Raw genomic sequence first — 13,237 nt, forward strand, 5'->3', positions numbered from 1 at the left:
AGAGACTTTGAATTTAAGGAGGCCTCATTATGTTCATAAAAAAGGCAGGGGGCGTGATTCTACTGTTGGCTTTACTCCTAACAGGCTGTACGGAGCAAGAAAAGGAAGTAAAAGCAGTGGAAGATCCAAATATCGAGACGATTAAGAAGTACTTGGAAGTTGAATATAACGGGCCGGACGAGGAATTCCTCCGTATTGAGGAAGAAATGTTCAAAGGTGTTGCCGACTCAGAACAATGGGAAGCAGAGGCAGAGGAACGAGTAAAAGAATACCATCAATATTTATCAGATACCTTCAGCCCTTATATGGAAGAGGAAGCAATACAAAAATATACAATGATTAGTCTCTTATTCTATTATCATCACAAAGCCCAAGAAAACGGCTATACATTCAAGACCGATAAAATTGACATCCAGCAACAAGAAAAAATTGAACGGAACTACGATTACACGGTAGTCGTTTCGTTTGAAAAAGACGGCGAAGAGAAAACAGCTACTATGAAGGGCTTCATCACGATGTCGGAAAGTGGAAAAATCAGTGGAATCAGAGGCTTAAGTGATAGTGGTTTTTACCAAGAAATGATGGAAACTTCCAATGAAGGGCGCGACAGAGGATTTCTTGCAAGGGGAATTCTTCAAGAGCAATTTGGCAGGACAGATCATAAGCTGAACAAGTTGTGGGCTGGTTCTGAAAACCCATTAGAAGACCAGAAACTTGTAGAGTATTTGAATAAAAAATACATTTCCTATTTCTCTAATGAAGGATTAGAAGAATTTATTGCCTCATTCGGATTTGTCTATCCTGCAATTGCTGCAGAGAATGGATATGAATTAAGTGTAGGGGAAATTGAAGTGGTACAGGATGAAAAAAATCCGACAAGCTATAGCACCTCTGTCGTTGTTCATTATAAAAAAGAAGGCGGTGAGGGAAAGAGCACTACCGTTAAGGGAATTGTAACCATTAAAGATGGACCAGTAGAAAAACTTGAGATTGTAGATGACGGTGGCTTGAAGGAAGCACTGCAAGAGAGATAAAAGACGTCACTTTATCTTGGATAAATTAGAGGCGTTACTTCCGTTATTAATAGGTTTAACGTCCTTTCTGTTTAAGAAAACATTTTGGAGGTGAAAAGCCATTAAGAGATTAATGTTGCTTTTTATATTCAGTTTAGTCATGTCTGCTTGTAGTGAACAAAGCCAGGTCAACCCCCACGTTGAAATAGACGGATACGAAGAATCGGAAATAAATGAAGACATTCCTGTGCCAGCCGATGCTGAAGTCAGTGAAGTGGAATTCTCCAATCCGAATATTAAAGAAGGGAAAAAATACACGTTAGAAAACATTGGAGGAGAACAGGGACTTTACCCGCCTCTAAACTATTTTGATGAAATGAAGAATTGGGGATGGGAAGAGTTGAAGGACGAACGAAAGGGACACGTTCACTTCTTTAGGAAGGAAGATCAAATCATCTCAATTGAAATAAGTGAGGACTATGTTAATTTGTATGAGATGGAGGAGGGTTTCGAATTTTAACGATTCGGGGGGCAAGGATATTCAAAGAAGTCTATTTGAAGAACGTGAATGATTTTATCGGATACTGACATTAAGGACGCTGAAAAATATTCTTCAGCGTCCTTTTCCATTAAAAGTTTACCTTTGATAATACGTTCCACCGATTGACCATGGCTAATTCAACAAACTCAGAGTGTCTCGCATATTCCCGGATGACATCTTTGATTTCTTCCGGACGATAGACAACATTTCGGTTGTTCGCAAGGGAAGGATAGCCGGATCCGCGCTGTAAGTAATCGGAACTTGCGACTGAGTACCAGTTCTCATCATCCAACGGTTGCCCTGCCACTAAGATTTCCCGAACAGTTTTCCCATCATGGATCACCTTAGCGCCAGAGACGTGAAGTCTTCCAGTGAACCTGCCTCTGAATCCCGGTCCTCGACCTTCCGCCAAGCAGACTTGAACATCCAATGATTGTTCCAATGCTTCACGTAAGTCTGAGCCTTTCACTTCAAAAGAGGTTGGATTCAATGGCGATGGGCAAATTTCAATCAGTTTTTTATTGGAAATGAAATCGAACGCACCGGCATTCACAATCCCGCTATTCATCAACCCGATATCGCAGCCCAGCATATCACGAAGTCCATCCACAATAAGATTGGTAATCGGATTTTCCTCGATGACATCATGCCAAAGCGGGGCGGACAACTGGTACAACGGCTGTCTCAACACTTCGATGGCTTTTACTTTATTCTCTTTCAAGATCTGTAAGACGCCTTCATCCACCGCAACATCCTTTGTGGCAATGGTTTCTGAATGAATTAATTCCACTCCACGTTCCGAAATCTCAAGTTCAACGATACCAACATGTTCTGCATAGTTTCCGGCACTATTCATGATGGTTCCATCCACAATTTTCGCTTCTGGATAAAGCTTGTGATCATGAGCTGAGATGATGACATCGATTTCCGGGATTTCCGAAGCGAGCGGAACATCCTCAAATGTCCCGATATGGCTTAGAAGAATACATAGATCATATCGTCCTTCATTGCGCTTGATTTCCTGTTTGATCGATTCTTTAAATGGAAGCATATGAACGCCTAACCCATCGTTAAATACATCTAAATTCGGAGACGATCCTGTAATCAGGATGCGTAAGCCGTTCTTCTCGAGGATAGCACTCTTCACTACACCCGCCAATTCCGTTCGATCCTTTTTCAATAAGTTATTGCTGATGAACGGTAACGGGCTATTCGAAGCCATGAACTGGAGAGTATCCACTCCGTTGAACATTTCATTGTTGCCGATGGTCAGCGCGTCATAGCCGACGTAGTCGAGCAGTTCCAGCGCGGCCATTCCTTTAGTCCCTTGAAGTTCGATGCTCTTGAAATCGGCAAAGTCCCCGCCATCTAACACGATGGAATCCGCATCTTTCTGTTGTTTAATCACTGTTGCAGCTCTTGCAAACTGTTCAAAATTACTATGTACATCGTTTGTATGAATAATTTTAAGTCTCATCCATTTCCCCTCCGTCTTTCCATTTTCCTATACTTTTCTGAATATGACGATAAAAACTTTTTAGGGTTCATTTAAACGTTTTACACTGAATATGGATAATGGTGGTAAACTATTCAGTAACTAAGTACGGGAATTTTTATTAAGAAAGGGGGAGGTAGAATGCATGAGGATAAAAAGCCATTCAATGACGCAATAGATCATATGGAAAAGATAGAAGGAAATAGTTCAAATCTGGCTGATGCCGATTTCAATAAGATGCCAAAACCTATAAAATTTGTTGGCTACTTCATGATTGGTTTCTTTTCGCTTTCTCTGTTAATGGGAATCATCCTTAGTTTTATTAAATAGGGGGATAGGAAGAATGATGCGTAGAATCGTGATTAGTATATTAGTTTTAGGACTGTTCGTAACTGGTTGTTCAAATGAAGAAGCTGTTATGGAAGTAGAAGTTTATACTGCAGAAGATATCCCTTTTGAAGATGGGACAGGTCGAGTGACAATTGCAGTTGAGGACATCAATGATGACGGTTCAAGTGTGGATGGAATCATAGATATTATCGTCTTAGCAAAAGGGTTAAAACCAACAGGAAATTATAAAATATCATTTGGAGAAAGCTCGCAACAAGGAATTGTATTTGGACCCGAAGAAAATGTTGTGATTAGATTCGGCACCATGGATGGGAAAACATCATTTCAACCTAATGAGCAAGGAGAACTATACGTTTCGATGAAAAACCCATTAAGAGTGATCCACGGAAAAGAAGTACGAGTGTTTGTTTTGGAAAATGGAAAAGAAGTTTTAAGGTCTGAACCTTTCAGAGTATCTAATGAGATTCCGGACTAAAGATTAAAATGGATTAAAGCTAAATAAGGAAGGACGTTAAAAAGAACTATGAGGAAGGTCCATTTGATAGTGGGAACTTTAACAATGACTCTACTATTATCGTCATGCAATACAAAAGAAACTAATCAACTTAATAACATTGAAACAGGAAACCCGACAGTGGAAGAAATATTAGTGGAAAACGAGAACGCAGACATTTTTCTTTTAAACGGTATTGTCTATAGTAATGCTGAGCAAATTGATTGGGTTGTTAATCAGGAGTTAACAGTAGGTCAAGAAGTGTTGGAAATAACGAAACAAACGAGCGATAGTCACGACTTTTCTAATGGCTCTGCAACAAAACTTCCGGTAGGAACAAAAATATATGAGAAAATTGACGGTAATGGAGATATCGTAATCGCAATTGTTGAAGGCAAAGAAATCCGCTATTTAGGATTACGTGAAGGATAGAAAAAATAGGCCGTCCAATTATTGAATCACTCATTGGATGGCCTATTTACGTTAACCTGATCTATTATTTATGTTCCGGTGTATAACCGGCCGTTTGACCGACTAACGTGTCTTCAGCTTTCCTCTTCAGCAATTTCTTCAAATCCACTTCCGCTGTCAGGACACCGAGAAGTATCAGGAATGCCCCGATATAACCTCTAAACTGCAATACTTCATTCATGAACATAAATGCAAAAAGTGCCGCGAAAACCGGCTCCAAGGAGAAGATTAAACTCGTATGCGTCGGCGTTGTATATTTCTGTGCAACTGTTTGGCCAATGAATCCGATTGCGCTACAAAGAATGCTCAGTGCCAAAATAGCAATCCAGCCTTCGCTTGTGTTTGGCAGATGCGGAGTCTCAAATATGAATGAAAACACAATTCCCCATGCACCGGTAAATCCAAGCTGCAGAATTCCGAGTGCAATGGAATCCACGTTCTTCGTTAATTTATCAATCGTGATAATAAATAATGCATAAAGCAATGCACCAATGATGCATAAAAAATCACCCAAATTAATAGACAACTGCTCGTTAAGCGTCATGAGCCCGATACCGGTAATCGAGAAAAGCGTTGCCACGATGATCTTCATTTCCGGTTTCTTCCGATAGATGATCGTCAACAGAATCGGAACAAAGATGACAGCCAAGCCAAATGAAAATCCGGCATTTGAAACGGTTGTATATTTCAATCCAATCGTGACGCATGAAATCGCAAGGAACACGATCGTTCCTAAGATGAAGCCATACTTCAACGTTGTTTTGTTCACTTTCATCATTCGTTTATAGAAGAACAATCCCGCTAAGAGGAAGGCAAATCCGAATCGGAGTCCAACCAGATTGAACTCGCTAATGCTCTCCAATCCCATTTTCATAAATAAATAGGAAGAACCCCAAATAGCTACGACAAGTAACATCATGAAATCCGCTCTAATCTGCAAGCCTCGATTCAACTGATTCTCCATTGCACTTCACCCTCCTAAAGTGTTTTAAAATACATTATAATGATAAAATAATCATAAGAAAATTGAATCTTTTTAAAGTCAAATATGAAAAAAATTCATGTAAAGGACGAATGACTATGTCACTTGCCAAATATGAGATTTTTAGCACAGTTGTAGATGAGGGAAGTTTGTCACGGGCAGCGGAGAAACTAAACTTGAGCCAGTCGGCTGTAAGTCATGCTATTACTGGGCTGGAGCGTGAGTGGGGATTCTTGCTTTTGAGCAGGGGGAGATCAGGAATTCATTTAACACAAAATGGGGAACAAGTACTATTGATTGTTCGTGAAATATTGAAGTGGGACGAACAATTGACACAAGAAATTTCGAAAATTAACGGAATAGAAGGCGGAACAGTCCGGATCGGAACGTTTACAAGTGTCTCTGTGCGTTGGCTTCCCGAAATCCTGAAATCATTTAATGAGCAATACCCCAATATAGAAGTGAAGCTGATTGAAGGGGACTATATTGAGATTGAGCACTGGGTTTCGACAGGAGCAATCGATTTCGGTTTTGTGTCATTGCCTACTGCCCAATCGTTGGAGTCCATTCCGTTGATGAAGGACCGTATGCAATGCCTGTTACCAAGTGAGCACCCGTTAGCAAATAAGAAAAGCATTCCACCCATTTTGTTGAAGGATGAGGATTTCATCGTTTCCAAAAAAGGCAGCGACAATGATGTTAACCGTGTATTCAAGAAAACGGGTCTAAAACCTAAAATCAAATTTGAGCTCGGTGATGACCAGGCGATTATCTCCATGGTGGCGAATGGGTTGGGGGTATCCATCCTGCCTGAACTGATTCTTTACCAAGTACCGAAAAATCTTCGCATCATTCCAGTGGAAGGAGAATTCTACCGGACGATCGGGTTGACGACTGTTTCATTAAAGACCATTTCACCAGCAGCAAAAAAGATGATTGACTATATTAAGCAGGTAGTTGAAAATTTTAATTGATTTTAAAGGGATTAAAGGCCGACAATAAGAATTGTAAAAGTACGTTTCATAAATTGGGGGAAATTACGTGGATTATTTACTACAAGCAGTAAGAGAGAATGTGTATGCATTTGCGGTTTGGGACACTTCATGGGGTTCCTATAACAATTGCTATATAGTTTTAGAGGAGGACGGGGTCACATTAATCGATTGTGGGAAAAAGGAACATGCCCAGTTATTAGTGGATGCCCTTCAGTCTCTTAGCAAAACGCCTGATGACGTGACAGTAATTATTGCAACCCACGGCCACGAAGATCATGTCCAAGGAATCGATCTCTTCGCGAAAGCCGTCAAATATATCCATATACGTGAAGAAGGGGCTATTGAAGTTTCAAATTCAGACCGGTTCACAACAGTAAAAGATGATTCAGGAATAATCGGAGATTTTACATATGCATTAGTCGGCACACATTCACCAGGTTCAATGGTTGTTTATCATCGTCCGACTAAAATTCTCTTTAGCGGAGATTTTCTTTGTTACTTCGGGGATCCGTTGTCTAACGAAGGTTTCATCTCGAATGGAATGGATTTGAGACAAGCCTGGTTGGATTTTATGAAAGAAGGCGGTGTCGCTTCTAAGGAGTTGTCACATTTTCTTAGCGGCCTGAGGATCATGAAGGGATTTGACGCAGACGCCCTCTGTACAGGACATGGAGGCATATTGACCGGAGAAATCGGACAATTTTTTGGAGATCTTTTAGCATGCGGAGAATGAGCAAAAATAGAAAAAGCACATCACGATGAATTCGTTGATGTGCTTTAGCTTTAGTGCTCAGTTGCCACTATTTAAAAAGAATTAATTTTTCTTTTCTTTCTCTTCTTTTTCGGCTTCATCTGCCCTTTTAAAATCATTCGGGTAGGTTACTTCTTGGGCAGAAGTAAGTCCATTGTTTTTGTCGGTTATTTGTTCATGTGGCTTTTTATTCTCACTCATTAACCAACTCTCCCTTCATTTCATTTATGACTTATATATTGTTTATCCTATTTTTCTATAACTAAACGTTCCTTTAGAAGGGGAGAAAGGAATCATTTAATCCTATCACTCCTCGCTAAAGTTAAAAGAATCAAGTCACAAGAAGCATTATGTAAAGAAAGTAATTGTTAGGTAAAACAATATAAGAAATGTATACAGAAAAAAATAACTGCCCTACACCAATTGAAAATCGGCAGTAAGGCAGTTTAAGTGGGTTTGTTTCAAGTCTCTGTTTCCAGGGTCCATCATTTTTCTCTGATGTACTTTTTGTCATTTAAATCTTCTTCACGAACTCCGATTTCAGCTTCATGGCTCCGAAGCCATCAATTTTGCAGTCGATGTCATGGTCGCCATCAATCAGACGGATGTTTTTAACTTTTGTTCCCTGTTTTAGAACGGAAGAACTTCCTTTCACCTTGAGGTCCTTAATGACTGTGACAGTGTCTCCATCTTGAAGGACATTCCCGTTGGAATCCTTTACGACCTTCTCTTCTGAATCACTTCCGGCTTCAGTTCCCGGCGTCCATTCATGGGCACATTCAGGGCATATCAATAGGTTTCCATCCTCGTATGTATATTCGGAATTACACTCCGGACAATTCGGTAATTTTGACAATTCAATTGACCCCCATCTTAAGATTCTAAGCACCATTATACGACAAAAGAGGGTGCTTGCTCATAGTAGTTATCACGTTTTGATGACAAGTATGGAAACCGATGGTTAGTTTAGACAATTCCTGTCAGGGGAAAATAAGACGTAAACGATTGATAGGGAGGAATTAATTATGAAGAATAAAATGGGGTTAGCAGCATTGGGATTAGGGGCAGCGTATTTATTGCGAAACAAGGATAGCCGTGCAAAAATCTCGGAGCAATTCAAGAAATTCGGTTCCTCACCAATGAGATGGGAATCGGATCGAGATTCGAATGATGGCTATGCTTCAACTGATACAGGTCGCAAGAAAGGAATTCTTGGCGGACTGTTTGGATAAAATCATATTTTATATTGGGCCATCCAATCGTATTGGATGGCTCTTTATATTCCAAAAGAATTTCTTTACGCTTATGCAACCTTTCACCTCCTCACTCGTATAATTTTCTGCAACGTGAATTTACATGAATCATACGATACAGGAGGAAGTTTGAATGTCTTTTTTTAATAAGATGCTGGCGAGTGTAGGAATTGGATCTGCGAAGGTGGATACGAAATTGGAGAAGGATACGGTTATGCCGGGCGGTGAAGTGCGGGGTGTCGTTGTTGTTCAAGGCGGCAGTACGGAGCAGCAAATCTCGGATATCTATATGTCCGTGAATACATCGTACCTAAAGGAGATTGACGATAAGAAAATCTCTGTTCCAGGACGTGTAGATCAGTTCAGATTGAGTGAATCCTTCAATATTCATGCGAATGAGCGTAAGGAGATTCCTTTTTCATTTATTCTTCCTTTGGATACACCCATCACCATTGGCCGTTCTCGAGTATGGATCAAGACAGACCTTGATATTACAAGTGCGGTAGACCCTTCTGATAAGGACTTTGTGCGCGTAGTTCCAAACCCGTTATTGGAATCGGTTCTAACGGCAGCGAGCAGTTTAGGATTCCGCATGCGTGAGGCAGATTGCGAACAGGCACCGCGCTATATGAGAAAACGTCTGCCATTCGTTCAAGAGTTTGAATTCGTTCCGACATCCGGTTCGTTCCGCGGCCGTTTGGATGAGTTGGAAATCGTGTTCCTGCCGATTTCTGAAAACCAAGCAGAGCTTCTGCTGCAGGTTGACTGTAAAGTGCGGGGACTCGGCAGCTTATTCTCCGAAGCGATGGGAATGGATGAATCGAAATTACGCCTAACTGTCAGTTCATCTGATATTCCAAATATGGCACAGAAACTTCAATCCACGATCAGCCGCTACGTGTAAAATCTTTAGGTTATAGGAATAGGACAATGCTTCTTCAACATATCCTTAAACATCTGACTAAAGGAGTGGTGAAGTTTGTCCAATAAAAAGAAGTGCAAGCAATGCGGGAAAAGTGCAACATCATGCAGTTCATGTGATCGTTGCCGTAAATAAGCATATAAAGAGCGTGAAGTGGCACCTGTGCAGGCAGGTGTCTTTATTTTTGTCCTACAAGGGGCTAAACTAAAGGATACAGAAAGGCGGTTGTATGATGAGGACTTTCGAAGAGTTGCACACGATTGAAGATGTCGACAGTTTCATCGCCAGTCATCCGCTATCCTTTGTTTATATTTCCCGAACAGGATGTAGTGTTTGCCACGCCCTTTTGCCTCAGGTCGGTGAACTGATGGAAAAGTTTCCGGAAATCCGGCTCGCCCATATCAACTCTGCAGAAGTAGAGGAAGTTGCAGAACGATTTACGGTTTTCTCTGTGCCGGCATTGCTGCTGTTTGTGGATGGGAAGGAATACTTGCGGGAAGCGCGTGCAGTTCATATGAGTGTATTCGAAGAGAAGTTACAGAAGATTTATGAAGGCTATTTGAGATAAAGGCTGTTCCCGATTGCTATGGGAATAGCCTTTGTTTTATTCCTGATAAACGGATGGAGCAAAGCACGGACATCCTTTGTTAACGCAAGTTTGCGCGCAAGATTTCAATTGATGACTGTGTTCATCATCGATTGGTTTGTGCCGGCGTTCACGAACTATATATTGCATGCTTGAGCTCTCTAATTGCCAATAAGTCGGCTGGAATTTCGGGGTCAAGACTTTCACTCCTTTTCAGTCTTTCTACAAATATGCAAAAAGCCGAAAAAAGTGATGCGAAATTAGGACCATTCCTCAAATGTCTTCCGATACCCGTAAAATGGACGGAAATTCAGTTGCTCATAATAAGTCTTCGACGTACTGGAGGCAAGCAGCTCCATACGAGTTTCGGGATAGAGACTATGCACGTGCCGTAGAAGCTTTGTCCCAATTCCTTTACCTCTAAAATTCTGTTGAATGATTAGTTCACAAATGTAGGTTGTAATTTTAGTATCAGTGAAGCCCCACACGCAACCAATGATCTCTCCATTTTCCTCAGCCACATAGGCGATCGTCGAGTTTGCCCAGGCTGTCTTCGTGTCTGCACCTCGTGCAACTAAGTTTGACCAGCCTTCCGCATCATTCATTAGATGGATCTCATTAAAATCTTCTTCTCGATATTCGCGTATGTTCATCGCTCTGTCTTCCTTTCATGCTGGAGCAGCCACTCATAGAGTTCAGGGGTAGAATATGCATTTACCCATGCATTGTGTCCGACTTCTGGATAATAGGTTGCTTTTATGTTACCTCCAACAGACTCCATTGCCCGAACGAGCTGACGTGTCCCTTCTGCTGGGATTCGCTTGTCCAATTCACCATGGAACACCCAAATCGGCGTATGCTTGATTCGTCCAATATCCTCTAATCGCAATGTTCCTCCACAAACAGGCGCCAACGCTGCGAATCTGTCCGGATACCGTAGTGCATAGTCCCATGTTCCGTAGCCGCCCATGCTGAGTCCGGTCAAATACATCCGATTCTCGTCTATGGGAAAGCGAGTAATCACTTCGTCCAACAGCGCATCCAACGCATCCGTTTCCATCGACCAGATCGTTCCGTCCGGACATTGAGGACAGATGAGTATGAAAGGGAGGCTCTGTTCCAAGATTTGTGGAATCCCGTGGGTCATCACCTTTTCCGGATTCTTGCCCCGTTCCCCGATGCCATGGAGGAAGACTAACAATGGATAATGATGGGACGGATCATATCCGTCAGGTAAAAATGCTATGTAATTCAACATGATGTTCTTCTGAATTTGTTGTTCAAACGTATGAATGTTCATTTCCATAAAAAACCTCATCCCCTTTTGAAATCATCATACCAGAATCATTAAAAGGGAATGAGGTCTTTTTTGTACAGATGGGCAATACGATTTAACAGGAAAGCGGGTAATTTTTTGGGGAATAAAGGTCGCTCATAATACTTGGTATAGGCCCTCTTCAAATCATCCCATTGACTGGGGTCATGTGGCTGCTTAAAGCGGGCAACGTCAATCAGCTTAATCTCGCCCGAAGGAGTAAGAATGATATTCCGGAGATGGATGTCAGAAGGGTTCAGACCGCGTTCGACAGCCAAATGTAATGCCCGGTCCACCTCTTTAATATGTCGCCGTTCAATCGGCACTCCGCGTGTGAGGCATTCGAAAAGGGTCAATCCTTCGATATAATCCATCACGATATAGTCATGCCCGTACTCAAACATCGTCGGATAATATTCGATTCCCTTTAATTCATGGTAGACACTCGCTTCGAGCGGAGCGATATCGGCGAACTCAGGAAAAAACTTCTTCAGGGCAAACTGTGTGCCCTTTATTCGGAACGCATAAGCACTCCGCCCTTTCCCGATCGGGATTAAGGAAGGGTCGTGCTTAAGCAGCCGATGATTAGCTGAAATGATGACAGAGTGGGCCTTGTCGTATAGATCCATAGTTTTGCCTCCTGTCTTAAAGTATGCGATATGGGTAACGACTTATATACTTGTTCGAAATTGTACAGGATGAGAGGGAACCGTTTCGTTGTAACTAAGTTTAGGGAATGAAGGAAACAACATGGGTAAAGGAGTCGATTCGGATGAACAAACAGGTCCCGCATGATAAGAGCCTGGATAACAGTTTAACACTGATGCAGGAAGGTTATCTATTTCTTGGTAATCGGATGAAGGAATACGGAACGGATCTGTTTGAAGCACGCCTACTTGGCCAGCAGGTCATCTGCATGTCCGGGGAAGAGGCTGCCAAGAAGTTCTATAACCCTGAGCTATTCCAGCGAAAAGGGGCTGCACCGAAAAGGGTGCAAAAAACATTATTCGGACAAAACGCCATCCAGACGATGGACGGAGATGCACATATCCATCGGAAGATTTTATTCCTATCCCTTATGACGCCGGCAGAGGAGAAAAATATCGGCAATATGGTAGCGAAGGCATGGGAGGATAAAATTGCGGAATGGGAACAGGCAGAATCCATTGTTTTGTTTGAAGAGGCGAAGGAGCTTCTTTGCCGCGTTGCATGTGAATGGACCGGAGTGCCGTTGGATGAAGAAGAAGTAAAGATCCGGGCGGATGATTTTGCCGCAATGGTCGATGCGTTCGGAGCGGTCGGTCCCCGACATTGGAAGGGAAGAAAAGCAAGGACTCGGGCAGAGGACTGGATTACAGGTCTAATCGAAGATGTGCGTAGCGGTGAACGCGCCGTCGAAGACGAAACTGCACTATATGAAATGGCCTTCTATCAGACCCCGGATGGCGATCAGCTGGATGCCCATATGGCCGCCGTCGAGCTCATTAACGTGTTGCGCCCGATCGTAGCGATTTCTACTTTCATCACATTCGCGGCAGTCGCTCTTTTTGATCATCCGGAGGAAAAGGAAAAACTCCGCCAAGGCGGAGAGGAATACCTCGACATGTTCGTCCAAGAAGTCCGCCGTTTTTATCCGTTCGGCCCATTCTTAGGAGCCCGGGTGAAAAAAGAATTTGAATGGAAAGGTTGCATTTTTAAAGAAGGTCAGCTCGTCTTGTTGGATATGTACGGAACGAATCACGATGAACGGATCTGGGACCAGCCGTTTTACTTTAATCCGGAACGATTCCGTCACCATCCGGAAAATCTGTACGACTTCATCCCGCAAGGTGGAGGCGACCCCAAAAAAGGTCATCGCTGCCCGGGAGAAGGCATCACAGTCGAAGCGATGAAAGCCAGCATTGAATTCTTAGTCGACAAAATCGACTACGACATACCCGATCAGGACCTAAGCTACAGCATGGCCCGCATGCCGACATTGCCGGAAAGTGGATTTGTAATGAGTAATGTTAGGCGGAAAGCGGAGTAATTTTAGATGAATAAATCATGGTGGGATGCACAATCGTTGA

At 42.3% G+C, this 13,237-nt stretch carries 18 protein-coding genes; 11 read left to right on the forward strand and 7 right to left on the reverse strand.

Features of this window, described 5'->3' with window-relative positions; all coding sequences use genetic code 11:
- Positions 1-29 precede the first annotated feature (29 nt).
- Together ACFOZY_RS00345 and ACFOZY_RS00350 are read left to right on the forward strand one after the other, a co-directional pair.
- Entirely contained in the window at positions 30-1,034 is a 1,005-nt protein-coding gene (locus tag ACFOZY_RS00345; RefSeq protein ID WP_378151030.1) for a hypothetical protein, read from the forward strand.
- Positions 1,035-1,146: 112 nt separating this feature from the next.
- Entirely contained in the window at positions 1,147-1,533 is a 387-nt protein-coding gene (locus tag ACFOZY_RS00350) for a hypothetical protein (protein WP_378151032.1), read from the forward strand.
- 109 nt (positions 1,534-1,642) lie between these two features.
- Here ACFOZY_RS00350 and ACFOZY_RS00355 read toward each other — a convergent pair whose 3' ends face one another.
- Complete coding sequence (locus ACFOZY_RS00355; RefSeq protein ID WP_378151034.1) at positions 1,643-3,031, reverse strand: bifunctional metallophosphatase/5'-nucleotidase; 1,389 nt, start codon at positions 3,029-3,031, stop codon at positions 1,643-1,645.
- A gap of 159 nt (positions 3,032-3,190) precedes the next feature.
- On the opposite strand from ACFOZY_RS00355, the gene ACFOZY_RS00360 reads away from it, so the two are divergent.
- From ACFOZY_RS00360 to ACFOZY_RS00370, 3 genes are read left to right on the forward strand one after another with little or no spacing between them, the layout of a single operon-like run.
- A complete protein-coding gene (locus tag ACFOZY_RS00360; protein WP_378151036.1) occupies positions 3,191-3,379 on the forward strand; it encodes a hypothetical protein in 189 nt (62 codons plus the stop codon).
- Positions 3,380-3,392: 13 nt separating this feature from the next.
- Positions 3,393-3,875, forward strand: a complete 483-nt coding sequence (locus ACFOZY_RS00365; RefSeq protein WP_378151038.1) for a hypothetical protein — start codon at positions 3,393-3,395, stop codon at positions 3,873-3,875.
- Positions 3,876-3,923: 48 nt separating this feature from the next.
- Complete coding sequence (locus tag ACFOZY_RS00370) at positions 3,924-4,325, forward strand: hypothetical protein (protein WP_378151040.1); 402 nt, start codon at positions 3,924-3,926, stop codon at positions 4,323-4,325.
- Between the two features lie 64 nt (positions 4,326-4,389).
- Here the strand turns inward: ACFOZY_RS00370 and ACFOZY_RS00375 are convergent, their stop codons facing one another.
- Complete coding sequence (locus ACFOZY_RS00375) at positions 4,390-5,328, reverse strand: DMT family transporter (RefSeq protein ID WP_378151042.1); 939 nt, start codon at positions 5,326-5,328, stop codon at positions 4,390-4,392.
- A gap of 116 nt (positions 5,329-5,444) precedes the next feature.
- Between ACFOZY_RS00375 and ACFOZY_RS00380 the strand changes: the two genes are divergently transcribed.
- Together ACFOZY_RS00380 and ACFOZY_RS00385 are read left to right on the forward strand one after the other, a co-directional pair.
- Complete coding sequence (locus ACFOZY_RS00380; protein ID WP_378151044.1) at positions 5,445-6,320, forward strand: LysR family transcriptional regulator; 876 nt, start codon at positions 5,445-5,447, stop codon at positions 6,318-6,320.
- A 67-nt stretch (positions 6,321-6,387) separates the two neighbouring features.
- On the forward strand, positions 6,388-7,074 hold the full coding sequence (locus ACFOZY_RS00385) for an MBL fold metallo-hydrolase (protein WP_378151046.1): 687 nt from the start codon (positions 6,388-6,390) through the stop codon (positions 7,072-7,074).
- Between the two features lie 81 nt (positions 7,075-7,155).
- Here ACFOZY_RS00385 and ACFOZY_RS00390 read toward each other — a convergent pair whose 3' ends face one another.
- Both ACFOZY_RS00390 and ACFOZY_RS00395 read right to left on the reverse strand, forming a co-directional pair.
- Entirely contained in the window at positions 7,156-7,293 is a 138-nt protein-coding gene (locus ACFOZY_RS00390) for a YfhE family protein (RefSeq protein ID WP_378151048.1), read from the reverse strand.
- A gap of 313 nt (positions 7,294-7,606) precedes the next feature.
- Entirely contained in the window at positions 7,607-7,948 is a 342-nt protein-coding gene (locus ACFOZY_RS00395; RefSeq protein WP_378151051.1) for a zinc ribbon domain-containing protein YjdM, read from the reverse strand.
- Positions 7,949-8,117: 169 nt separating this feature from the next.
- On the opposite strand from ACFOZY_RS00395, the gene ACFOZY_RS00400 reads away from it, so the two are divergent.
- From ACFOZY_RS00400 to ACFOZY_RS00410, 3 genes are all read left to right on the forward strand, one after another.
- The gene (locus ACFOZY_RS00400) at positions 8,118-8,324 is read left to right on the forward strand and encodes a hypothetical protein (RefSeq protein ID WP_378151054.1); all 207 of its coding nucleotides are present in this window, start codon (positions 8,118-8,120) and stop codon (positions 8,322-8,324) included.
- Between the two features lie 154 nt (positions 8,325-8,478).
- Positions 8,479-9,249, forward strand: a complete 771-nt coding sequence (locus ACFOZY_RS00405) for a sporulation protein (protein WP_378151056.1) — start codon at positions 8,479-8,481, stop codon at positions 9,247-9,249.
- A gap of 247 nt (positions 9,250-9,496) precedes the next feature.
- On the forward strand, positions 9,497-9,835 hold the full coding sequence (locus ACFOZY_RS00410; protein ID WP_378151058.1) for a thioredoxin family protein: 339 nt from the start codon (positions 9,497-9,499) through the stop codon (positions 9,833-9,835).
- Positions 9,836-10,113: 278 nt separating this feature from the next.
- On the opposite strand, the gene ACFOZY_RS00415 is transcribed toward ACFOZY_RS00410, so the two are convergent.
- From ACFOZY_RS00415 to ACFOZY_RS00425, 3 genes are read right to left on the reverse strand one after another with little or no spacing between them, the layout of a single operon-like run.
- Complete coding sequence (locus ACFOZY_RS00415) at positions 10,114-10,506, reverse strand: GNAT family N-acetyltransferase (protein ID WP_378151060.1); 393 nt, start codon at positions 10,504-10,506, stop codon at positions 10,114-10,116.
- The gene (locus tag ACFOZY_RS00420) at positions 10,503-11,159 is read right to left on the reverse strand and encodes a carboxylesterase family protein (RefSeq protein WP_378151062.1); all 657 of its coding nucleotides are present in this window, start codon (positions 11,157-11,159) and stop codon (positions 10,503-10,505) included. The genes ACFOZY_RS00415 and ACFOZY_RS00420 overlap by 4 nt, the downstream gene beginning before the upstream one ends.
- A gap of 41 nt (positions 11,160-11,200) precedes the next feature.
- Positions 11,201-11,797 (reverse strand): hypothetical protein, encoded by a 597-nt coding sequence (locus tag ACFOZY_RS00425; RefSeq protein ID WP_378151064.1) that lies wholly within the window; start codon positions 11,795-11,797, stop codon positions 11,201-11,203.
- Positions 11,798-11,904: 107 nt separating this feature from the next.
- On the opposite strand from ACFOZY_RS00425, the gene ACFOZY_RS00430 reads away from it, so the two are divergent.
- Positions 11,905-13,197 (forward strand): cytochrome P450, encoded by a 1,293-nt coding sequence (locus ACFOZY_RS00430; protein WP_378151066.1) that lies wholly within the window; start codon positions 11,905-11,907, stop codon positions 13,195-13,197.
- The last annotated feature ends 40 nt before the right edge of the window (positions 13,198-13,237 follow it).

It is taken from the genome of Chungangia koreensis (assembly GCF_042651785.1).
GTDB classification, from domain to species: Bacteria; Bacillota; Bacilli; order Bacillales_A; family Planococcaceae; genus Chungangia; species Chungangia koreensis.

What these genes read in the sequence shown, in the direction of transcription:
- ACFOZY_RS00345 (WP_378151030.1), top strand. Translation starts at nt 30, where the DNA reads ATGTTCATAAAAAAGGCAGGGGGCGTGATTCTACTGTTGGCTTTACTC.
- ACFOZY_RS00350 (WP_378151032.1), top strand. Translation starts at nt 1,147, where the DNA reads ATGTTGCTTTTTATATTCAGTTTAGTCATGTCTGCTTGTAGTGAACAA.
- ACFOZY_RS00355 (WP_378151034.1), bottom strand. Translation starts at nt 3,031, where the DNA reads ATGAGACTTAAAATTATTCATACAAACGATGTACATAGTAATTTTGAA.
- ACFOZY_RS00360 (WP_378151036.1), top strand. Translation starts at nt 3,191, where the DNA reads ATGCATGAGGATAAAAAGCCATTCAATGACGCAATAGATCATATGGAA.
- ACFOZY_RS00365 (WP_378151038.1), top strand. Translation starts at nt 3,393, where the DNA reads ATGATGCGTAGAATCGTGATTAGTATATTAGTTTTAGGACTGTTCGTA.
- ACFOZY_RS00370 (WP_378151040.1), top strand. Translation starts at nt 3,924, where the DNA reads ATGAGGAAGGTCCATTTGATAGTGGGAACTTTAACAATGACTCTACTA.
- ACFOZY_RS00375 (WP_378151042.1), bottom strand. Translation starts at nt 5,328, where the DNA reads ATGGAGAATCAGTTGAATCGAGGCTTGCAGATTAGAGCGGATTTCATG.
- ACFOZY_RS00380 (WP_378151044.1), top strand. Translation starts at nt 5,445, where the DNA reads ATGTCACTTGCCAAATATGAGATTTTTAGCACAGTTGTAGATGAGGGA.
- ACFOZY_RS00390 (WP_378151048.1), bottom strand. Translation starts at nt 7,293, where the DNA reads ATGAGTGAGAATAAAAAGCCACATGAACAAATAACCGACAAAAACAAT.
- ACFOZY_RS00400 (WP_378151054.1), top strand. Translation starts at nt 8,118, where the DNA reads ATGAAGAATAAAATGGGGTTAGCAGCATTGGGATTAGGGGCAGCGTAT.
- ACFOZY_RS00405 (WP_378151056.1), top strand. Translation starts at nt 8,479, where the DNA reads ATGTCTTTTTTTAATAAGATGCTGGCGAGTGTAGGAATTGGATCTGCG.
- ACFOZY_RS00410 (WP_378151058.1), top strand. Translation starts at nt 9,497, where the DNA reads ATGATGAGGACTTTCGAAGAGTTGCACACGATTGAAGATGTCGACAGT.
- ACFOZY_RS00415 (WP_378151060.1), bottom strand. Translation starts at nt 10,506, where the DNA reads ATGAACATACGCGAATATCGAGAAGAAGATTTTAATGAGATCCATCTA.
- ACFOZY_RS00420 (WP_378151062.1), bottom strand. Translation starts at nt 11,159, where the DNA reads ATGGAAATGAACATTCATACGTTTGAACAACAAATTCAGAAGAACATC.
- ACFOZY_RS00425 (WP_378151064.1), bottom strand. Translation starts at nt 11,797, where the DNA reads ATGGATCTATACGACAAGGCCCACTCTGTCATCATTTCAGCTAATCAT.
- ACFOZY_RS00430 (WP_378151066.1), top strand. Translation starts at nt 11,905, where the DNA reads ATGAAGGAAACAACATGGGTAAAGGAGTCGATTCGGATGAACAAACAG.